The organism is Mesorhizobium bavaricum, from assembly GCF_056781655.1.
Window position 1 is genome coordinate 152,349 of record NZ_JBXAYV010000002.1, and the last position, 20,983, is coordinate 173,331.

A 20,983-nucleotide genomic window follows, 5' to 3' on the forward strand; every position below is an offset into this window, starting at 1 on the left:
TCAAACCTATCTCTGGCACTGGCAACACCGCGAGGGCCCGCGAGGAAGCCGAAAAGGATCACCCCTGCCTGGGGCTGGCGCTGGTTACCCTGCAGGAAGACGGCTCGCCGGTTGTCCGGGTCCTTCCGATCACGCACACCACCTTCTGAAGCCAGGCCGGTCGGAAAACTAGGCACGGCCGGGAAATCGTTCGAGCGCTCTGGTCACGCATGCCGTCGACGCTGCAATTGCCAAACGTTTTCCGCGCTGCGACGGGTCGTCAGATGCGTCGCAGCCCGGATGGCGGCATCATCATCAAATCGGCCGTAGCTGTCTTTGGCTGATAAAAGCCGCGTATGATTTCGCACTGCTCTTGTTCCGCCCCCGAATGGGACCAAACGCGAAGGCCGGAGAGGTCCAGGTCGACGATTATTGGCAGCGCGATTGTGCACGTTTGGCAGTTAGCCTCAGAGAGAGCTGTCACTTCTTGTTCGTTGCGCGGCGTTCCGACCTCGAGTCTGAAGGAATTGTTATAGAGCATGCAAGCCGGTCGAAGGGAGATTCGACCACGCCGAAGATAGTGATGCCTGGATCAGTAGTCGTGACTTTGTACAGCCGACGTAGGGTCGGATAACCGTTCGGGATCTCGAATATGTCCTCGATTTTTCCGGCAGCTGGCGCTGCATCGATAATAATACGAGTGTTCACGATTCCGATCGCATGTCGCTCTAGCGCGTCAGTTACAAAACGCTCGCCGAACTCCTCGACGATGGCGTCGTCAATGTCCGACGATAGATAAGTGGCATCATACATAATAGGTAGATTGTCGGCCAGGATCATCTTCCGCACGCAAAGCATGGCTGCGTCGGGCGGGCTAAACACACTCATTGTCGGATCTGATATTCTTTCCCTGGTGATGGACAGCAGCCGCATGCTTGGCGTGAAACCAAGGACGCGCGCGTTGTCCATCGAGGACAACCAGACATCGAGTTCGCGCAGGAATCGTCTTTGTTCCTTAACGAACGTGCCTTTGCCTGCGATTGCGATCAGTGCTCCTGCAGTTTGCAAGTCGCGTAACGCCCGCTTGATAGTAATCGGGCTGACGCCGAAATGTTCACTAAGCGTCGCCGTGGAGGGGATCGGATCGCCTGACGGGTAAGTGCCATCTTTGATGCGCTTGAGAAGCTCTTGGCGCACCGACTCATGTAGGGACGATGCCCCGCGCAGCCGTAAATTGTTCAAAGCCTTCTCCTTATTGGGGGCCGCCCGAAACTAATACCGTCTGATCCGTCCCGGCTCTTGGCAGCGGCTGACGTCACGTCGGCCATTGACTCACTGGATATACCTAGTATAAGTATCTTTGATTGTCAACTGATGGGGAGGTCGGAATGAGGAGGTCGGAATTCAGCAAAACAACGGCATCGGCTCGCGGCGTGGCCGCTAGGTTCGACGACCAGAGCTCGTGCCCTGAAAGCTGGTAAAAGGAGCGAAGTGAATGAGCTTCCTTGACATCATGCGCGGAATATACAGCGGATTTGGAGTTACTCTGAGCGTTACCATTCTCGCGCTCATGTACGCAATCCCATTCGCTCTCGTTGCGGGTGTCCTGCAGCATTTCTCAACCGGTACCTACCGGCGAATCGTTACCGCCATCATCGAATTCTGGCGGAGTTCGCCGGTCATCGTTCTCCTCTACGCGTTTTACTATTCCCTTCCTGCGTTCGATATCTATTTGTCTGGGTTTGCTGTTGGGGCCTTGGTGCTTGGTCTCAACGCCGGCGCGTATGGCAGCCAATCGGTTCGTGCGGCGTTGCAAGCTCTTGATCGTGGGCAAGGTGAGGCTGGATTGGCTCTAGGGCTGAGCCGCTTCGACGTGCTTCGTATGATTGAGTTGCCTCAAGCAATTGTGGCGATGATCCCAACATTTATAAATGAGGCGATCCAACTTATTAAAGGGACGTCTCTGGTTTCTCTGTTAACTCTCTCAGATATGACCGACAGAGCAGGAAAGTTGTTTGCACTTACATATGACCCAGTTGGGATTTACGGCGGTCTTTTGCTGGCTTATTTGCTAATATGTTATCCGGTAACTATTCTCGGGCGATATCTGGAACAAACGTTTGCCAAAGGGCGGGGAGCGTCACATGAATTTTGATGTTCATTTCGCGTTGCAGATTGTGCCTCGAATTCTACAGGGCATTGGGATCACAATCACGGTCGCCATTTTGAGTTTTATCTGCGCGACCTCTTTGGGTTTCATATGGGAGATGCTACGACGTTCTCACCGTCTAGCGCGCCTGCTAACGCAATTTTTGATCGATGGGATACGATCGACACCAGTGTTGGTTCAGGTTTATTTTTTATTTTTCGTTCTGCCTTATTATGGTGTCAAACTGCCAGCGATGTTCGTAGGCATCTTCGGGCTAAGCGTTTACTATTCGGGGTACATCGCTGAGGTCTTTAAAGCCGGGATAGACGCAATACCGTCCGGGCAAAGTGAAGCTGCCCGAAGTCTTGGTCTTAAATGGTTCGATAGGGTGGCGTTCGTGACGGCGCCCCAGATGCTTCGAAACGTAGCAGCACCGCTTGGCGCTTATTCTGTCTCCATCCTAAAGGCCACACCGCTGCTTGCCGTCCTTGGCGTAAGCGAGATGCTAGGCCGCGCGTTTGATGTGGCCGCGGAGACCTATCGTTACGCGGAGCCCACCTTCGTGTCCGGGGTTCTCTTCCTAATTCTAGCGCTGGTCGTTGTGTTTTTCATCGGGCGTCTCGAGCGGTTCCTGGGGATTGGCACTCCGCGGGCGTGATTAGAATATGGAGGTGATTGCAGCGCCATGCCTACAGCAATGCAGCTCCATCCCTTGACGCGTAAATCCGCCCCGCTGTCCTTATTTGAAAGCTACCCGAAGTAGGCGGCTGGTAAGTTGATATCTGATCTGTTGGGTAGCACGACAGGGCACAAGACGGGGTCAGGTGGATGGAGTTCGCCGGAGTTTCAGGTCACAATTTAGGAAAAGGTAAACCTCGCTATTGACGAACAAGGTATACATGGTATGGTTGGTAGCTTGTCGCATTTCATGGGAGAGACTAGAATGAATGAAATCACGAGACGAACCATAATCGGTGTTGCCAGCATGATGTTCGCATTTAGTTGGGCCGGGTCGCCTTCCTCTGCCGCCCAGACAACCCTTGAGAGGATTGTGTCTGAGGGGAAGGTCACAGTTGGGATCGTCAACGACAGAACCTGGGGCTACGTGGACGAAAGCGGAAATGTTACCGGGTTTGACCCTGACCTGGTTCGGGCTGCGCTGGAACCGCTGGGGCTCAAGAAGATCGACTTTGTAGTCTCCGAGTTTCCGGCACTTATTTCTTCCCTCCAATCAAAGCGGTTCGATATTATCGGCGCCGGGATGTGGATCACGCCCACCCGCTGCGCGGCGGTCGGCTTTAGTGACCCCGATGTGATCGAAAAGGATGGCCTCCTCGTCATGAAGGGAAATCCACTCAACATTCATAGCTACGCGGATATAGCTGCTAACCCTAAGCTGCTGATAGCTGCCGATCGCGGCAGTGCTGCCATTGAACACGCCAAATCTGCAGGTGTGCCGGATGCCCAGATCTTGCAGCTCACAGACTACAACGCCGCTATAGCTGCTTTGACGGGTGGTCGCGCTAATGGATTGCCGGCAGCGGCGTCTAGTGTAGCAGTAACGGTTAAAGATCCGAACCTTGCGGGCGTAGTCGAGATTGCCTCTCCATTTACTGGATACATTTCGAAAAATGGAGTCGAGGCCGGTGGCGCGTCCGCGCTAGGATTTCGGCTGGAGGACAAGGACCTCCGTGAGGCTTACAACAAGCGCCTTGCGGAAATGAAGGCCGATGGCACGTTTGAGAAGCTTAAGCAAAAGTATGGTATCGCGACTGAGACGGCGACAGTCACCGCAGAGCAGCTCTGCAGCCTCAAGTAGAGCTTGGCATTGCAAGCGGGCACCAGCCATTTGATGGTAGATGGACGTACTGCCCCGCCTCTCGTGGCGTTACAGAACTCGTTCCTCTCCTGATGCCCCTTGCCATGTCTGCGCACAGAATGCGTGATTGTTTGGGATGGAAGTAAACTTGCGCGTATCGGGCACCTACTAGGAGGCCTGAAAGGATGGAGCCAAAGATGGAGCCCAAGCCCGCGGTGCAGATTAGTCGCCTGTCTAAGTGGTTCGGTGCGTTTCAGGTTCTGAGAGACGTTAGCCTCACGGTCCGGAACGGCGAGCGGATCGTTATCTGCGGTCCATCGGGGTCGGGCAAGTCGACGCTCATCCGCTGCATCAATCATCTCGAGTCGCATCAAGAAGGCAAGGTCGTTGTCAATGGTGTCGAACTGGCGGCCGGTATGCCGAATCTCCCCGCTCTCCGCCGCGACATTGGAATGGTTTTCCAACAGTTCAACCTCTTTCCGCATCTGACTGTTGTTCAGAATTGCACCCTCGCACTTACCCGTGTGAAGAAGATGGACAAAGTGGAAGCGCGGGAGGTCGCCATGCGCAACCTTGAGAAAGTCCGTATTCCCGAGCAAGCTGATAAATATCCGGCGCAGCTTTCGGGCGGTCAGCAGCAGCGCGTGGCGATCGCCCGCGCGCTCTGCATGGCGCCAAAGATCATGCTGTTCGATGAGCCCACATCAGCACTCGATCCAGAGATGATCAAAGAAGTTCTTGATGTGATGACCCGTCTCGCAAAGGACGGAATGACGATGATCTGCGTCACACACGAGATGGGCTTCGCCCGCGAGGTAGCCGACAGGGTCATCTTCATGGACGGAGGCGAAATCGTGGAGGAAGCGCCGCCGCAGAAATTCTTTCGCGCACCCGAGGCGGAACGTACCCGCCGCTTCCTCGATCAAATCCTGCATTAAAGAACAGAGCACGTGCACAGGCGGAGCGCGGTTGAAGGACTGCGGACTGTTGGCTGAGAAGCGCCGTGCCACTTTCCATCAGCTACGAGCGAGTGCGGACTGTCGATGGCTATCCGGGCATCGTTGTGACCAGAAGAGCAAGGGAGGTCTCATTGCAAGCCATGCAGGCAGACTCTAGACGCATACTGCGCGAGATCGAGCGGAAGGTTTTGTGGCTATCCTGCTGGCTTATCGCTCAGGCAAACCGGCGTGAGAAGGTGGATGGTGTCAAGGTTGGCGGCCATCAGGCCTCCTGCGCGTCGAAGGGCTGGGGAACGCCGCTTGCTGGGCACAAGGACAACCACGCAGGGCTGATGACCGAGCCTCAGATGAAAGCATTCAAAAAACGCATGAACATCCGCGACGGGCATGAGTGGGATCCCGCCGAAGGGCTTCACTTGGACGGGAAAGCGTTGAATGCCTTCATTGCCGGCACACCGTTCTTTGCTGGTGGCCGCCGGCGCCATCGAACTGCACCTGTTGCAATCGTGCCCGATGCGGTGCCAACGCCGGCAAGCCCGCGCGAGATAATCTCCACACAAACAGCGTTCGGCAAGATTCTGGATGCCATCGGAAAATCGGACAGCGAGCTTGCAAACCGCATCGTCACGACGTCTCCGGACGTGACTGTTTCGACCAACCTCGGACCGTGGGTCAACCGGCGGCAATTGTTCGCTCGCACCGAATTGACTGACACATTTCGCGACGAGCGGGTGCCGAGCGCCCAGAAATGGAGTTTCACGCCGCAAGGCCAGCACATCGAACTCGGGATCGCTGAGATGAACCTGTTCTTATTGCTCGGCGCGATGGGGCTATCTCACTCGCTGTTTGGCGAACGTTTGATCCCGATCGGAACGGTCTATGACCCGTTTGTCTCGCGCGGCCTCGATGCACTCAATTATGCCTGCTACCAAGATGCGCGCTTCATGATCGTCGGCACCCCGTCGGGGGTGACGTTGGCGCCGGAAGGCGGCGCGCACCAGTCGATTGCATCCCCCTTGATCGGCATGAGTCAGGACGGGCTTGCCAGTTTCGAGCCGGCATTCGCCGACGAGTTGGCAGTTATCATGAGCTGGGCGTTCAACTACATGCAACGCGACGGTGAGGGAGATCCCGACGAGCGAACCTGGCTGCGCGACGAGACAGGTGGAGCAGTCTATCTGCGCCTATCGACGCGTCAGCTCGAGCAACCCAATCGGGCGCGCGACGCCGCCTTCGAACAGGGCGTGATTGACGGGGCCTACTGGCTGCGAAAGCCAGGTCCGAACTGTGACCTTGTCATTGCCTATCAGGGGACAGTAGCAAGTGAGGCGATCGCTGCCGCCGGAATGCTGGCCGATCGGCGCCGCGACCTCGGCGTGCTCGCAGTGACCTCCGCCGATCGGCTCAACGCCGGCTGGCAGGCCGCGATGCGGGCCCGCGCCCGCGGCCAGGTTGGTGCGACCGGCCATATCGAACGGCTGCTGGCGGCGCTGCCACGCCACACGGCGATCGTCACGGTGATCGACGGCCACCCCGCAACGTTGTCATGGCTTGGCGGCGTCATCGGCCACCGCACCCACAGTCTGGGTGTCGAACATTTTGGCCAGACGGGAACCGTCGCCGACCTCTATCGCCATTACGGCCTCGATGCCATAAATATCGCCGAGATCGCTTCAAACCTTACACCTGGGCGCAAAGTCGGTTGGGCTGCGTAGAACTTGCAATTCAGACCGCCATACCGCGTCGAACACAGATTGCTCCGCGAGTCCAAGGCTATTGGTGTAGAGGGGAAGGTGGATCGGTTACTTCATCGAATGTTGCAGGACAATTGATCCGGCGACGCGGCTATAGGTGGCCTTTCCAAGCACCACAACCGCTCGCTCGATGGAACTACCCTCACACTTTTCCCTGCTACAGACTATTTGTCTGAGGCCGCGCCGAAACTGTCAAATAGCCGCTTACCTGGATATGCGCTTCAGTGCCTAGCCGCGGGGACCCACGCTGGCTTCAGAGAAGCGGTGCGCCCGGCGAACCGCAGCTCTTCGGACTATCAGGCATGTATTGACACACCATGTATGCCTAGCATATCTAGTCATAGGAACTATCAGAAGCGAACGCCCCAGGGCTCCGTGATACCTTGGTGAAGGTGAACTCGCTGCTGCGCTGCTGCTCGAGACGAGCCGGTTTCCCGGCCCGACGCACGGCTCCCGCGCAGCATAAGCGCGCAATGACTCGGGTCGATCGATAATGAGGAGGGATCAGACCGTGACCAGCGAAAAGCCAGGCAACGCAACTTTCGAGACGCAAGCTCTGCTCAATGAAATCAGAAGCTGGGTCGAAATTGAAACGCCATCGGCCGATGCTGCGGCGGTAAACCGACTGGTCGACAAGATTGAATCCGATGGTAAAGCTGCCGGTGCCAAGACGAAGCGTATCCCAGGTCGCGACGGCTACGGCGACCTGCTCCTTGTTACTTCGCCCTGGGCCGGCGACGAGCCTGGCCTTCTCGTGGTGAGCCATATCGACACAGTGCATCCAGTGGGCACGCTAGCAGGCGATCTCCCCTTCCGGGTCGAGGGCGACGCCGCCTATGGACCCGGCATCTACGACATGAAGGGCGGAGCCGTGATCGCATTCGCCGCTCTTTGCCATCTAATCCGTGCCGGCGGACCAGCGAAGCTCCCGGTTCGCCATCTGTTTGTCTCGGACGAGGAAGTTGGAAGCCCCACCTCGCGCGCACTGATCGAGGAGGAGGCCGGCCGTGCGCGTTACGCATTGGTGACAGAGCCCGCGCGCGACGGCGGCAAGATCGTCACTTCGCGTAAGGGCGGCACGGCGAGCTTCGACCTGCAAGTAACCGGCCGGTCCGCGCACTCGCTGGGCCCACAAGACGGACGCAGCGCCGTCCTTGAACTCGCGCGGCAAATTATCGATCTCGAGTCAATGAATGACTACGATAGGGGCCTCACCGTCAACGTTGGAATCGTCGGGGGAGGGACCAGTACAGGTATCGTGCCAGAGAATGCTTTCGCCAAGATCAGCATGAGCTCACCCGACGCGGAGCTCGCCGAGAAAGTCATCGCGCGCGTCCTCGCGCTCAAGTCTTACGACCCGGGGGTGACGATCGAGGTGACCGCCAGGAGGGGTCGCCGTCCTGGTTACGAGAAAACCCCTGAGATCGGGGCGCTCTTTCAGCATGCACACAAGCTTGCGGCCGAAATCGGCTTCGAGCTGGTCGGCGTCAATGGTCCGATTGGCGGGGACGCCAATTTCACGGCCCAGTTTGCACCCACACTCGATGGGATGGGGCCTGACGGCCGGGGAGCACACAGTCATCAGGAGCAAATCGTCATTTCATCCCTCGTCCCACGCGCCACGCTGTTGCTGCGGCTTTTCGAGACGCTAGGGCGGTAGCCACACCCAATGTCACCACCAAGCTAGAGGCTGGTTTAGTAGGACGGACGAATGACGGGACGGCGTTATGCCTTGCAAGCCGGCGACCGTCGGCAGCCCACAACCGCTTCACAAAAGCGCCGAGTGCAACCGCTCGATCGCTTCAGATACGAGAGTTCCGAAATCCAACAGATTAGTAAGACACGGACGCATTCGGCAGATGGAAAACATCCATGCACCCTGAATTAGAGCTGCGCCGCGCGACAGCGGTCGACATTCCATTCGTGATGGCCACCGAGCGAGGCGAAGGTTACGGCGAGTTGGTCGGCCGATGGACCGAGGATCAGCATGCTGCCGCTCTCGCTGACCCGCGTTTCGCTTATTTCGTGGCCTGTTCAGGCGACCAGCCGGTGGGTTTTGCGATACTGAGAGATTGGGCCTCGACCAGTCAAGTCACGTTGGTTTTCCGTGCTGCCGTCGCCCAGCCCGGTTCAGGCTTTGGCAAGGGGATGATGCGTCTTGTAGTGGACGCGGCTTTCCTTGAGACGGATGTCTATCGCTTATGGATCGGCTGTCTTCATGACCATGAGCAGGCCCGGAGAGCCTACGAAGCAGTGGGATTCAGAGCGGAGGGCATCGCACGCGGCAGTTGGGTTATGAACGGGAAGCGCTGCGATGAGCTTGTCCTCGCAATAGTGCGACCCGATTGGGAGTCAGAGCACGCGAAATGAGCCACCCGTCGATGCCATGGGGTAACCATGGACTGCATTGGTCAAACCTTGCTCAAAAAAAATCGCGAATTAGGAGGCCGCAAGTGGGATCTGACGCGAGATCGATCAGGTGCTGATCGCGGCCAACGCCAAAGGAGCGGAACGCCTGGAGACGGTTTGCGGACGGCCCCGCAGTGTGCTGCGGCCGGATGGTCAACATCCGTTACCTGCCCCACGGTCCGGTCGGGCGAAGTCGGCCCGCCAATATTATGTGAATTATTGAGGCGCCAAGTACATAGCAACTTAACACAAACGTGGCGCTCTTGGTTCATCGCAGGGCTAAGGAGCCAATGGTTCAGCCTGGCTATGGGCTAAGCGGCAGGGAAAGCTAATGTCGACAGAAAGAAACTCCGCGTTCGACCATGAAACGAATGCAGCCAACTTGTTTGAACACATTCTATTTCCCCGTGACCCAATTCACGCCCCCGCCGGCCAATTGGCGCGCTTCCTCACTGATCTGCGATATGACAACATCCCTGATGACGTTCAGCATAAGGCCAAACTCATTACCCTTGATACGATTGGTTGTATCATCGCCGGTGCGAACACGTCCCTGGGCGAAAAAATTCTGGATGCATACGAAAGCGGAAACAAGACAAGCGGCTGTTGCGTTCCTGGCACGTCGCGCCAGTTGGCGCCTTCCTTGGCCGCTAAGGTAAACGCCTGGCTGGCTGATGTCCTCGACTATGAGGATGTCGCCGTTGGCCATCCAAGCGCAACCGTCATACCTGCAGCCTTAGCGATGGCGGAAGATCTGAATGCGTCGCCCAAGCAGTTTCTCGCGGGAGTTGTTGCGGGCTATGAGGCGGGTATCCGGGTACACGATGCAACTCTCGCAAGTCCTGAAGTTTATCGCCGATTCGCTGTCTATCACGCCTGGCATGGTATAGCGGCCGGGGCAGCTGCTATGGTGGTGTCCGGAGGGACCGAAGAGCAATTCCGATCTGCGCTAGGCCATGCAGCCGCCAACACCTCCGTCCCTCTGTGGTACGTTCAGTACGGTCGGCCAGCGCATGCCCTCAAAGCGAATTATGGTCAAATGGCACTAGGCGGAATCGACGCTGCTATTTGCGCTCGTCGAGATATCATTGGTCCTTTTGCGATGGTGAGCGACGCCGAAAGGGGCTTTGCAAGAATAATTGGATCCGACAGGTTTGATCCCACTCAGCTGTCAAACGGCCTAACGCAAGTGTGGCGCACAAGGGAGTCGTCTCTTAAAGCATTTCCATGCTGTGGTTTTCTTCATACGACAATCGACGCTATTTCCACTCTGGTGAGTGCACACGAGATTGACCACGAGAATGTCGATCGGGTCCAGATCCGTTGTTTCGCAAGAATTTCCGAATGGTTTTCTGACAGCGCACCTGCCACCGATATCGATGCTCAGCTTTCAGTCCAATACGTATCAGCTATGGCTCTACTGTCTAAGGAGCCGGGCAGGGAGTGGTACTCGCCCTCATTAATGAAAAGCCCCACTGTAACGGGGTTGGCGAAGAAAATTGAGATCGAGATTGATCCGGTCGCCGAACAAGCATTCTGGAATGATCGACAGTATCTATCTTCAGTCACCGTTCTGATGAATGACGGTCAATCTTACAGTGCGACCGTGATGTTCCCGCCGGGACACTGGCGTAGACCGTTGAACAACTCAGATGTTGAGAAAAAATTCTTGCGAAACGTTCGTGGAACGCCACTCGAAAAAGATGGAACAAACATTGTCGAAATGGCGATGAATATGGAACGGCTGAGCTCTCTAAATGAAATGATTAAGCTACTGAGGTGTCCGTGACCAGCATCGGTGCTTAATATCCGAGTTGATTAGCTTGTATTTAGTCAGTAAAAGGTTCGGCGCCCGCTGAGCTTTTTGGCGATACAAGCCATCTTTGGGCCGGATCGTCGAGAGCATCGCCGTCGGCGAGAGCCGCGGCGAACACAGACAAGATAAAAGCGGGCAGGTTCGATCAAGCCTGCACTAGCGCAACCATCAGATCGGAAGTCGAGATCGTTGCCATAGTGAGCACATGAGAAGATGCGCATCCCTGCCTGCGGTGAAGTCGTGTGTTTGCCTAATTGAAACTCAAATCTCTGTGGTAGGTTTCTTATTGCACGCGGGGCGAACACCGCACCATTCTGCCGCGAATAGAGCAATTGTCTTAGTCACCCGTCGCAAAGATGATAGGGACACTCGCTCGTCCACCGCGTGGATGTTCTCCGCGATGGGGCCGTAAACCAGCGACGGAATCCCTGCGTGGACGGCATAGAGGGCCGCATCCAGATAGCAAGCCATGACGTATGTCTTTAAGGGAGGACCTTTGGGTGCGTTGGCAGCAATGTGCGCCTCCGCAAGAACAGATTCCGCTTCCGTTCCGGGCGCAAGAGTATAGCCCGCTTGCACGACGCCGACCCATTGCACAACGGGTTCTGGGCAGCGCTGAACCAATGGATCCCCGGCAGCCACGGTGGCAACAAAGGCTTCGAACTCCTTCATCCGCTCCCGAGGGCTGTCGCCAGGATAAAAGCCGATGCGCCCCTCGAAGCAACAGGATGATGGAACAGACGCAATCCACTCGCCACCTTTGATGGTCCCTATCGTCAGAGCGGCCGGATTTTCCACGTTTCCGAAGAATGGTTTCATCACCCGCTCCCCATTCCAGCGTGCCTCAAGTTTACGCAAGTGATCGATGATCCGGATGGCTGCTTCGAGGGCGCTCACGCCGCTGCTGACTTCGCGCGGATGGGCCGGCTTTCCGTCAACCGCGATGGCAAATTTGATCACCCCGGAATTTGCGCGAACAAGCTTTTCATCGGTCGGCTCTGGAATTAGCACCGCGTCAGCGACAAGTCCGCTCGCCAACGCCATTGCAGCTCCGTTACCGGTGATCTCCTCCTCCACGACGGAATGGATTTGCACGGGCGCTGTCAGTTCAAGGCCCGCAGCGTTAATTGCGTCTATGGCAAAAATCGCTGCAGACAAGCCTGCCTTCATGTCGCCGGAACCGCGGCCGTAAACCCAGTCACCACGTCTGGTTGGTTTGAAGGGTGGGTCTTGCCAACGGTTCGGATCGCCTGTGGGCACAATATCGACATGGGCGTTCAGGATGAGCGACCGTCCCAGTAAGGTTGCCGATGTGTGCGTCCCGATTACATTCCATGAGTCCTCGTAGCTGACCGTTGCAGGGGAAAATGCCGGATGCTGACCTATCAGTGCCGGATTCAATCCGTTGGCGGTTGACCGCATAACCCCGTTCCTGCAGCGCCGCTTCGACCAATGCCTGGATCCCGGCCTCTTGTCCCCGAAGGGAAACACAGCGTACCAGTTCTGACAGGAAGGTAACCTGCCTTTCAAAGGCCTCGTCGACAGCGAGGAGGATACGATTGCGATCGGCCTCAGAAACGGCACTCATTGAGGGGGAGCGCTTATTGGCAGCTTCATTGGTCATTGTGCGAAACCTTTGGTCGGGAAGGTCGAGCGTTGAAATTATCTACCTTCGTGGTTGTCAAAATCTATCGATACAGTAGTTCCTCAGATCGCATTGGCGTGCATCCCCGAAGGATCCTGAGCCCATACTTGAGCGCGCCCATGTCAGCTCGTTCAATTCCGAAATGCTGACACGATTCAACCGAGCATCCGCTTAACCTCCGAGTGCCCTGGCAGACGCGATATATGTCAATTCGCGATGGCTAAGCTTAATGCGCGAGCGGACGCATCAAGCTGAAGAGACAATCACCGCGGCTGGTCAGCGAAGGGAAACGAGTGCAAGCGATACGGCCGGATTGAGGAAAGCGGATCTCTAGTGGCTCCCGCATCGGATCATCAAGCGAGTACAGCCGCCCAGCCAACTCGCCCTTAACGACAGGTTGACCAATCGAAGCCTGAGGCTCGAATATCCCATCCGCGTCAGCGTATACGAAAAAGTCGCGGTTCGGGACTTCCATGAGTTCCGTTCCAGAGCTCGGTGGCACCGGTATGTTTGGCGCGACACCGATGTGCCTAAGGAGGCGCTTTACACCGTTTTCAGCCACATCGAGCCCTGCTAACGACAAAGTGGCGCCGCCTCCGAGCTCTGTGGTGATGATCGGAACGCCGAGTTCTCCAGCGACAGCATTCAGGGTAGTGGCGCCACCGCCGCCATCACCACTGCTGACGAAACTCACGGGTGCCCCAAAAACCTGCATAAGCTCTAAGAGCTTTTGATGCTCTTGAGGTGTTCGCCCGTATCGGATGAGTGCGCACGGAACGTAATTGAGCGAGAACCCGCCGGAATGAAGGTCGATTGCAAGGTCCGCCAGTGGCAGCAGGACCTCGCTGACGTAGTGAGCTATCATCTGGGTTGGAGTACCGGCGGCCTTGCCGGGGAATGACCGATTGAGGTTTCCCTCATCGAGTGGAGAGACCCGTCGCCCTGCCTTTACTGCTGGAAAATTCAGAGACGGAATAATGATCACTCGACCCGAGACATCTTCTTGGCGCAAATCGCGCGCTAGTTTCCTCAGCGCCAGTTGACCTTCATACTCGTCGCCGTGGTTGCCTGCGATCAGCAATGCCGTCGGACCGCAGCCATTTTTGATGCTGACGATTGGAATAGGAACCCAGCCATAGGCCGACTTGTCGGTGGAGTGAGGTAGCCGAAGACAATCGCTAAACTTGCCATCCCGCTCGTAGTCGATAGGCGTCCAGATTCGCGATGTCATTGTCATGATGCGCTCTCGTTGACTGCTTTGCTACTTGATGACGGGGACGCGCTCAGGCGAAAGCTCGCTCAGGAACTCGACGCCCGCATCCGTTACGAACACGACCTCTTCGAACTGAAAGACTGCGCCGTTTTTCTCGAGCTTCGGCTCCACATGAAAAATCATCCCTGGCTCAATTACAGTCTCATCAGCAGCAGATATCGACGGAGGCTCGGTAACGTCGAGGCCACCGCCGTGCCCAATGCGCGAGACCTGTCCGTAGATTTGGCCGAGATCAGCATCTCTCCACAGGTGCTGGAACTTGTTGTAGATGTCGCAACAGCGAAGCCCAGGTTTGATGCTGTTGGCGAGTTCAATGGTTAACGAGCGGACGCGCTCATATGTACCGATCTCCCAGTCAGTTGGATCGCCGCACCTTGCGATTCGATTGCGATCGGCGGGATAACCGCCGTAGGTCGCGCGGAAATCTGTCCAAATGTAATGTCCCTCCCTGAGCCTACGCTCCGATGGATGGCGGCCGTAGAAGAAATCGCCATCACTGAACAGCATAGCGATCGGCGGTGCACTCTCAGCGCCGTTAAGATATATTTGCGCCTGCATCATCTGGCAGAGCTCATATTCAGTGATACCGGGATAGGCATTCGCAATAGCCTGATCGAAGGCTCTGTTGACTATATCGAACGCGATCCTTTTCATCTCCGCTTCAAAGGCCGTTTTGATCAACCGCACTTGCCACAGAAGATCCACCGCACTGGTAACACTCCGGTCTGAAGCCATATCGCGAAGGCGATCGATCAAGTGGAGTGAACCGCGTCCAAACATGTCGGGCCCGAAGTCGACCGCAATGCGTCGGCGGCCAGCGGCAGGCATCGTGCCGATCCAGTGGGCAATGGAATCCACAGCCTCAGGTAGGTAGCCATCATACAGAAGAGCCGCAAAGACTCTCGGTGCGCTCTCGATTAGCTTGGATTCGGTGAGGCTTCCCACGATGAGCACATGATCAGTCGTAACAACGGCCAGTACAGGCCGAGCGTTATACCCCCACGAGAAAGTTCGATAATCGGTGAAGTAGTTAACATTATTTTCGTCCGTCAGAATCATGACATCGATTGCGCCGCGAGTCATCTCCAGCCGCGCGCGGCTGAGCCGCATTTCGAGCTCCGCCAAAGGAACGGATGGTGAAGGCGGCAATGGCCTCGCGTTCAAAGTTATCGTGGATGAGGGGTACAACTTGTTCTCACCGGCGGTAACATTTTTCATGAACTTAAATTCCCCTAGGGACTGGAAGGTGGAATGAGCGACCAGCGGATCGAAAGTTCGACGCTGCCCGGACAAAATCGCTTGAACCTATCGGCCGGATCTCACAGAGATGTCTCGAAGTCGGATCGAATTGGGTGCCCGGCCGACGCTCTGCTCTCGCGGTGACAGAGGAATCCGGAGACAATTATTAGGGGACCGACTTTGCGTCAGCGGCTGAGAGGTAAATTGCGGTTCACGCTGCGTAAATGCGAACTGAAAGCAATGGATTGGGAGGCCGGAAAGCTGGCTCGAAGCGGGAACGTCATCTGACGATATCTTGGCACTGCCAAGCTTAAGGCTCTTTCGCCAGCCGATCCATCGGACAAGCGATGCACTCCGAACCCAAAACACTGCTCGGTTGCCGATTGCGGACGCATCCATTGTCGTCCCCCGGTTGACGAAACTGTATCAATCATACTAGGTATACCGAACATGTCAACCGTGACGCGTATTGCCTTCTGCATTTTTAGGGTCCGCCAGCGGACGCCCGCCTGGTGGATGTGATCCAGGATACCATCCCAACCACCGACAAGGATAAGGCTGTGCCCAAGAAGACCAACTTCAGAATCGACGGCATGCAATGCATTCGGTGTCAGGTCATCCATTCCTTGATGGACTATTTCGAAGGGTGCCCCGCTTGTATGGAAGCGGGCACGCCGGCAAGTGTTGCACCGCACTATACAGCGTGGCCATCGTCATTGGACTTTGACACGATTGGCGACTGGCTCGCATACCCAGAGCCCTCCGGTTTGGGGGAAGGCAACACGCCATTGTCAAATCTGCCTCGGCTCGCTGCGGCCCTGGGCATAAGCGCATTGTGTACTAAGAATGAGTTCGCCAATCCCACTGGTTCCCACAAGGACAGGATGGGAAGGATAGTTGTTCAACGGGCCCTCGATATCGGAGCCAAGACGATCGCCGTCGCCTCAAGTGGAAACGCAGGGGTGTCGGTGGCGGCCTACGCCGCGCGAAGCGGTCTTGAATGTGTCGTTGTCACGACGCCGGATATCAGCCCGAACTGGCGGCGGGCCATCGAAATGCTCGGCGCACAGATCGTCGCAACCGAACATTCTGATGATCGATGGGCACTCATCGCCCAGCATGCGAGAACAGGTAATTGGTATCCGGCAACAAATTTCACAATCCCACCCGTTGGGAGTAATCCGTTTGGCGTCGACGCCTATCGTGCCATAGCTCTTGAGCTTCACCTGCAGCTCCAGGCGGTGTCGCCGACAGACATCATTGTGCCGACCGCACGCGGAGACCTGCTCTGGGGGATCGCCAAAGGTTATCAGGATTTGTGGGATTCGGGCCTGGCGCGATCGATACCCAGGATCCATGCAGTGGAGCCCTATCCTCGCATTTCCGGCGCCCTCGCCGGCCACGGCATGGTTGGCTCCTTCTCAGGTGATACCACCATGGATTCGATCGGTGGCAACACTGTCACCCAGCAGTCACTGCATGCGCTCGAGATCGCAAATGGCTCACCAGTCGCGGTAGATGGTGATGACGTCGCCACCGATCAGGTGGTTCTCGCAAAAGAAGGACTGTATCTCGAGCGGTCAAGCGTCGCCACCCTGACGGGTTTGCGCAAATTGATCAGCGAAAAGAAGGTCGCGTCGGATGCCCGCGTCGTGCTGGTTGCCACGTCCCATGGCTACAAGGAACACGCTCGCTTTCTTGATCGACTGCCGACGAAACCGCTTTCGGCGTCACGGTAGCTGTGTTGAGGATAGGCTAGCCGCATCTAATTTCTCCGGAAGGTACCCATGCGATTGCCCAGGGAGCCTCGCCGCGCCGTTCGGCTGCGATCGGATCCACATACGTGGGGATCGGTGTCTCTTGGTGACACCGCCAAGGCGCGTCACCTAAAACCAAAGCCCTACGCGTTCCCAATGGTCTGAACGCGGCGGAACCGCGTTTCGTTCGACTATGAACCAGCCAAGTAGCGGGTCGTGACACCGTAGCCGGCCGCGTGGCGGCGGCGGAAAATGCACCCGGCAGGCTGTTTGCGCCGACAGTGGGGCGGCTTCTAGTGGCGCGCGGGTGCCGGGAGAGGAAGAGGGCGGGCGGGGTGCGGTGGCGGGTAAAGGTCCGGGAGAGAGTCTTCCGGCGCCCGCCGAGGAGCGACACCCATGACCCAGTTGGAAATTCACACACCCAAGCGCAACGAGCGTGCCGGTTACAAGGTCGACGTCAGCCGCGGCCAGCGCATCGGCCGCGTGTCGTCAGAATGGTTCAACCGCCCAGCGGACGAGCGATACCTGTCACTCACCGACCTGCGGAATTCGGTGAAAAGACGGTCGGAGCGCAGCAAGACCCGCATCGTCGAAAGTGAGCTGATCCGCGTCGAGGCCAGCCGCGACGATCCCGAGCGCCTGAGGCTAATGCTGCCCGATGCGCGTGCGCCTGTTGCACCCACGCATTGGAGTTTTGGCCAACTCGCCAGCCTGGTCGGCGCCGCGGCCACATATCTGCGTCAGCTTCCAGCTCCGCTCGCGGCGATCAATCTCCAGCACGGTCTCCTCAACCATCGCGCCGAGCAGGTGAAGACGCTGGAAATCGAGAACGGACGCCTCGAGTTGCGGGCGGTGACAGGCCCTGACTACGGCAGAATATTTGACTCAGAGCTGGTGGACGCCGTGCAAAAGATCGCCGGCAACGGTACCGGCGACACGCGCTGGAAAGTGCCCGGTGTGCTCGACTGGTCAACGGGAATTTACAATCCGCACGTCGACATCTCCAGCGACACCACGACGCTCTACGCGTCTGATCGCGATATCTTCGTGTTCCTCGTCGACGATCTGAACCCGATCGAAGCGGGGCGGCTGCCGAATGGGGAACCTGATCTCTATTTCCGCGGCTTTTACTGCTGGAATTCCGAAGTCGGAGCCCGCACCCTCGGGATCGCCAGCTTCTATCTCCGCGCGGTTTGTCAGAATCGCAATCTGTGGGGGGTCGAAGATTTCGAGGAAATCACCATTCGCCATTCAAAATACGCGGCCTCCCGTTTCGCCATGGAAGCCGAGCCGGCCCTGATCCAGTTTGCCGAATCCTCGCCCATGCCGTTCGTCAACGGCATCAAGACGGCTCGGCAACGGATCGTTGCCAGAGACGACGAAGACCGCCAGGGCTTCCTGCGTAAGCGGGGCTTCTCCAAGTCCGAGACTACGAAGATCATCGATTCTGTTCTCATGGAGGAAGGGAGACCGCCGGAATCGATCTTTGATTTCGTGCAGGGCATCACGCGGATCGCGCGCGACAAGCCGCATCAGGATGTTCGCCTGGAAATGGAGGGCAAGGCCAAGAAGCTTCTCGATTTTGCCGCCTGATCCTGCGGAGGCCGGTAGCGAAAACTTCGTCGCCGGCCCCGTCCGGGCTGTCCCCATCAATCGCAGCGCGGTCCTCAGAAGTAAGAGGGCGGCGCTTTTTTCGTTTGAGAACTCGGTGAAGCCAACATGCTGGAGGGATGCGCCTCCGGCGGCTCGGCCGCGTCGAGGTCTGAGCCGGGGCCGGGTCGGCGTGAGGCCTGGAGGCAGAGGGGGGAGGGGAGGGTTTTTGACGGGCTTGGAGGTTCGGGGAGAGGCCCCGGACCGCCCGTCATGGAGAACCTGACCATGGCAAAGAGCGCCATTCAGAAGATCGCGATGAACGCCGCCGAGAATATTCCCTATGACAAGCTGATGCTGTCGCAGAAGAATGTTCGGCGCGTCAAGGACGGCGTGTCGATCGAACAGCTGGCCGAAGACATCGGACGGCGAAAGCTGATCCAGAGCCTGAACGTCCGTCCCGTGCTCGACGGCGAGGGCGAGGAGACCGGCACGTTCGAGGTGCCCGCCGGCGGCCGGCGTTATCTCGCGCTCGGCATCCTCATCAAGCAAAAGCGCCTGGCCAAGAATGAGCCAATCCCCTGCATCGTCAATCGCGGGCAGGAGACCTCGGCCGAGGAGGATTCGCTTGCCGAAAACCTGCGGCGCGCCGACCTGCACCCGCTCGACCAGTTTCGGGCCTTCAAGACACTCAGCGACCAGGGCCTCGATCCGGACGAGATCGGCGCCCGCTTTTTCGTGTCGCCGGCCACAGTGAGACAGCGTCTGCGGCTGTCATCGGTATCGCCAAAGCTTCTCGAGCTCTACGAGAATGACGAGATCCGGCTCGAACAGATCATGGCGTTTTCGATCTCGGACGATCACGCTCGCCAGGAGCAGGTCTGGGAGCGGATTGCGAGCTCGCACACGCAGGAACCATACTACATCAGACGCCTGCTGACGGAGACCACGGTGCGGGCCGATGATCGCCGGGCCGTCTATGTCGGCCCCGAAGCCTATGAGGCGGCCGGCGGCGTCATCCTGCGCGACCTGTTCGAGCAGGATTCCGGCGGCTGGTACCAGGATGCCGCACTACTCGAGCAGCTTGTCTTCGACAGGCTGAAGGTGGATGCCGAGGCGATCCGCGCCGAAGGCTGGAAATGGGTGGAGGCGGCGATCAGCTTTCCCTATGGCCACACCTCCGGAATGCGGCGCATGTACGCCGACGCGCAGGAGCTCAGCGCCGAGGAGATCGAACGCTACGACGCGCTGAAGGCCGAATATGATAAGCTGGATGCGGACTATGCCAAGGCAGAGGAGACCGACGAGGCAATCGAGGCGAAGCTCGACCAGCTGGGTGCCGAGCTCGATGCGATCGATGATCGTCCTCAAAGCTACGATCCCGCCCAAAAGACCATTGCCGGGGTGTTCGTTACGCTTGCCGCGAACGGTAAGCTCCAGGTCGACGCCGGTTTCGTTAGGTCCGAGGACGAGCCGCGGCCCGAAACCTGCGACGTCGATGAGGGCGAGGAAGGAGGCACCGAGGGCCAAACCCGATCTAATGGCGACGACGACGGCGATGGCGTTGTCGTCAACGGCCAGCCGGTGAATGGCGCCTTTGGCGACGACGGCGAGGACGATGGCATCAAGCCACTGCCTGATCGGCTCGTCTTCGACCTGACCGCGCAACGCACGCTGGCGCTACGCAACGCGCTCGCCGGCGACGTCGATATCGCCATCATCGCCGCACTCCATGCCTTCGCCCTGCAGGTCTTCTATCGATTCGCGCCGGACACGTGCCTGGAGATCAGCCTGAAGAGCGGCAGCTTCAGCCAGGTCGACGGTCTTACCGAGACATCGTGGGCCAAGGAGATCGCCGAGCGGCACGAAGCCTGGGACCGCGATTTGCCCGATGAGGTGGAAGGCCTGTGGGACTTCCTTCTCGGCCTCGATGAAGCAAGCCGCAAGGCGCTGTTCGCGCACTGCGTCTCGCTGACCCTCAATGCGGTGGTCGAACCCTGGAACAGGCGAGCGAAGGCGCTCGAGCATGCAGACGTGCTTGGCCGCTCGCTCCAGTTCGACATGATCGAGGCGGGCTGGACGCCCACGGTCGAGTTCCTCGGGAGGCTCACCAAGGCGCGGATTCTACAGGCTGTCCGTGAAGCGCGTGGCGCAGACTCCGCGCAGCTGATCGACCACATGAAGAAGGACATCATGGCCCGTGAAGCTGCCCGTCTTCTCGAAGGCTCGAACTGGCTGCCTGAGCCGCTGCGCGTTGAGGTCGATGAAGTGTCTGCCGATGCTGGCGACGCGGCCGCCAGCGAGATGTCGGACGAGGCGGCTCTTGATGGCGATGCCGCCGAGCTGCCGGCCTTCCTTGCCGACGAGGCGGATCCGTCCTCCGATGAGCCGGTGACCATAGACAGCGACGAAACGGACCAGCTGCAGGCCGCCGAATAACCGGCCTCACGCTCGCACCGGGCCCGGCACTCCCGCCGGGCCCAATCCAGTTCCAACTCACCCTCAAGCCCGGGATCGCCACAGCGCGCGCGCTTTCGGCTTCAGAGCCGTGAGGCAAGATCGCCATAATGCCCAAAAGATTGAAATTCAAAAAT

14 protein-coding genes and 2 pseudogenes are annotated in these 20,983 nt (G+C 57.8%); 12 read left to right on the forward strand and 4 right to left on the reverse strand.

Going from position 1 to position 20,983, the window contains the following annotated elements; all coding sequences use genetic code 11:
• Positions 1–152: 152 nt before the first annotated feature.
• Positions 153–323 (forward strand): annotated as a pseudogene (locus AC1RZR_RS36950) (IS1595 family transposase); the annotation flags it as partial.
• A 136-nt stretch (positions 324–459) separates the two neighbouring features.
• On the opposite strand, the gene AC1RZR_RS36955 reads toward AC1RZR_RS36950, so the two are convergent.
• Positions 460–1,221, reverse strand: coding sequence for a GntR family transcriptional regulator (locus tag AC1RZR_RS36955; protein WP_481829868.1), 762 nt, complete (start codon positions 1,219–1,221; stop codon positions 460–462).
• Positions 1,222–1,474: 253 nt separating this feature from the next.
• Here AC1RZR_RS36955 and AC1RZR_RS36960 point away from each other — a divergent pair, with 253 nt between their 5' ends.
• The 8 genes and pseudogenes from AC1RZR_RS36960 to AC1RZR_RS36995 all read left to right on the forward strand — a co-directional run bounded on the left by AC1RZR_RS36960 (position 1,475) and on the right by AC1RZR_RS36995 (position 10,858).
• Entirely contained in the window at positions 1,475–2,134 is a 660-nt protein-coding gene (locus tag AC1RZR_RS36960; RefSeq protein WP_477278949.1) for an amino acid ABC transporter permease, read from the forward strand.
• Positions 2,124–2,786, forward strand: coding sequence for an amino acid ABC transporter permease (locus AC1RZR_RS36965; RefSeq protein WP_481829869.1), 663 nt, complete (start codon positions 2,124–2,126; stop codon positions 2,784–2,786). The genes AC1RZR_RS36960 and AC1RZR_RS36965 overlap by 11 nt, the downstream gene beginning before the upstream one ends.
• 285 nt (positions 2,787–3,071) lie before the next feature.
• The gene (ehuB, locus tag AC1RZR_RS36970) at positions 3,072–3,947 is read left to right on the forward strand and encodes an ectoine/hydroxyectoine ABC transporter substrate-binding protein EhuB (protein ID WP_481829870.1); all 876 of its coding nucleotides are present in this window, start codon (positions 3,072–3,074) and stop codon (positions 3,945–3,947) included.
• A 197-nt stretch (positions 3,948–4,144) separates the two neighbouring features.
• Positions 4,145–4,885 (forward strand): amino acid ABC transporter ATP-binding protein, encoded by a 741-nt coding sequence (locus tag AC1RZR_RS36975; RefSeq protein WP_481829871.1) that lies wholly within the window; start codon positions 4,145–4,147, stop codon positions 4,883–4,885.
• A 302-nt stretch (positions 4,886–5,187) separates the two neighbouring features.
• Positions 5,188–6,621 (forward strand): annotated as a pseudogene (locus AC1RZR_RS36980) (transketolase-like TK C-terminal-containing protein); the annotation flags it as partial.
• 532 nt (positions 6,622–7,153) lie between these two features.
• Positions 7,154–8,320 (forward strand): M20 family metallopeptidase, encoded by a 1,167-nt coding sequence (locus AC1RZR_RS36985; protein WP_481829872.1) that lies wholly within the window; start codon positions 7,154–7,156, stop codon positions 8,318–8,320.
• 212 nt (positions 8,321–8,532) lie between these two features.
• Positions 8,533–9,030 (forward strand): GNAT family N-acetyltransferase, encoded by a 498-nt coding sequence (locus AC1RZR_RS36990; protein WP_477278939.1) that lies wholly within the window; start codon positions 8,533–8,535, stop codon positions 9,028–9,030.
• A gap of 370 nt (positions 9,031–9,400) precedes the next feature.
• A complete protein-coding gene (locus tag AC1RZR_RS36995) occupies positions 9,401–10,858 on the forward strand; it encodes an MmgE/PrpD family protein (protein WP_481829873.1) in 1,458 nt (485 codons plus the stop codon).
• Positions 10,859–11,146: 288 nt separating this feature from the next.
• On the opposite strand, the gene AC1RZR_RS37000 is transcribed toward AC1RZR_RS36995, so the two are convergent.
• From AC1RZR_RS37000 to AC1RZR_RS37010, 3 genes are all read right to left on the reverse strand, one after another.
• The gene (locus tag AC1RZR_RS37000) at positions 11,147–12,307 is read right to left on the reverse strand and encodes an ArgE/DapE family deacylase (RefSeq protein ID WP_481829874.1); all 1,161 of its coding nucleotides are present in this window, start codon (positions 12,305–12,307) and stop codon (positions 11,147–11,149) included.
• Between the two features lie 449 nt (positions 12,308–12,756).
• Positions 12,757–13,767, reverse strand: coding sequence for a succinylglutamate desuccinylase/aspartoacylase family protein (locus AC1RZR_RS37005; protein WP_481829875.1), 1,011 nt, complete (start codon positions 13,765–13,767; stop codon positions 12,757–12,759).
• A 24-nt stretch (positions 13,768–13,791) separates the two neighbouring features.
• A complete protein-coding gene (locus AC1RZR_RS37010) occupies positions 13,792–15,021 on the reverse strand; it encodes a M24 family metallopeptidase (RefSeq protein WP_481829876.1) in 1,230 nt (409 codons plus the stop codon).
• A gap of 533 nt (positions 15,022–15,554) precedes the next feature.
• On the opposite strand from AC1RZR_RS37010, the gene AC1RZR_RS37015 reads away from it, so the two are divergent.
• The 3 genes from AC1RZR_RS37015 (at position 15,555) to AC1RZR_RS37025 (ending at position 20,828) form a co-directional block, all read left to right on the forward strand.
• Entirely contained in the window at positions 15,555–16,781 is a 1,227-nt protein-coding gene (locus AC1RZR_RS37015; RefSeq protein WP_481829877.1) for a threonine synthase, read from the forward strand.
• 414 nt (positions 16,782–17,195) lie between these two features.
• On the forward strand, positions 17,196–18,392 hold the full coding sequence (locus AC1RZR_RS37020) for a DUF932 domain-containing protein (protein WP_481829878.1): 1,197 nt from the start codon (positions 17,196–17,198) through the stop codon (positions 18,390–18,392).
• A 285-nt stretch (positions 18,393–18,677) separates the two neighbouring features.
• Positions 18,678–20,828, forward strand: a complete 2,151-nt coding sequence (locus AC1RZR_RS37025) for a ParB/RepB/Spo0J family partition protein (RefSeq protein ID WP_481829879.1) — start codon at positions 18,678–18,680, stop codon at positions 20,826–20,828.
• Positions 20,829–20,983 lie beyond the last annotated feature (155 nt).

What these genes read in the sequence shown, in the direction of transcription:
- AC1RZR_RS36960 (WP_477278949.1), top strand. Translation starts at nt 1,475, where the DNA reads ATGAGCTTCCTTGACATCATGCGCGGAATATACAGCGGATTTGGAGTT.
- AC1RZR_RS37020 (WP_481829878.1), top strand. Translation starts at nt 17,196, where the DNA reads ATGACCCAGTTGGAAATTCACACACCCAAGCGCAACGAGCGTGCCGGT.
- AC1RZR_RS37025 (WP_481829879.1), top strand. Translation starts at nt 18,678, where the DNA reads ATGGCAAAGAGCGCCATTCAGAAGATCGCGATGAACGCCGCCGAGAAT.
- AC1RZR_RS36990 (WP_477278939.1), top strand. Translation starts at nt 8,533, where the DNA reads ATGCACCCTGAATTAGAGCTGCGCCGCGCGACAGCGGTCGACATTCCA.
- AC1RZR_RS36965 (WP_481829869.1), top strand. Translation starts at nt 2,124, where the DNA reads ATGAATTTTGATGTTCATTTCGCGTTGCAGATTGTGCCTCGAATTCTA.
- AC1RZR_RS36975 (WP_481829871.1), top strand. Translation starts at nt 4,145, where the DNA reads ATGGAGCCCAAGCCCGCGGTGCAGATTAGTCGCCTGTCTAAGTGGTTC.
- ehuB (WP_481829870.1), top strand. Translation starts at nt 3,072, where the DNA reads ATGAATGAAATCACGAGACGAACCATAATCGGTGTTGCCAGCATGATG.
- AC1RZR_RS36995 (WP_481829873.1), top strand. Translation starts at nt 9,401, where the DNA reads ATGTCGACAGAAAGAAACTCCGCGTTCGACCATGAAACGAATGCAGCC.
- AC1RZR_RS37010 (WP_481829876.1), bottom strand. Translation starts at nt 15,021, where the DNA reads ATGAAAAATGTTACCGCCGGTGAGAACAAGTTGTACCCCTCATCCACG.
- AC1RZR_RS37005 (WP_481829875.1), bottom strand. Translation starts at nt 13,767, where the DNA reads ATGACAATGACATCGCGAATCTGGACGCCTATCGACTACGAGCGGGAT.
- AC1RZR_RS36985 (WP_481829872.1), top strand. Translation starts at nt 7,154, where the DNA reads ATGAGGAGGGATCAGACCGTGACCAGCGAAAAGCCAGGCAACGCAACT.
- AC1RZR_RS37000 (WP_481829874.1), bottom strand. Translation starts at nt 12,307, where the DNA reads ATGCGGTCAACCGCCAACGGATTGAATCCGGCACTGATAGGTCAGCAT.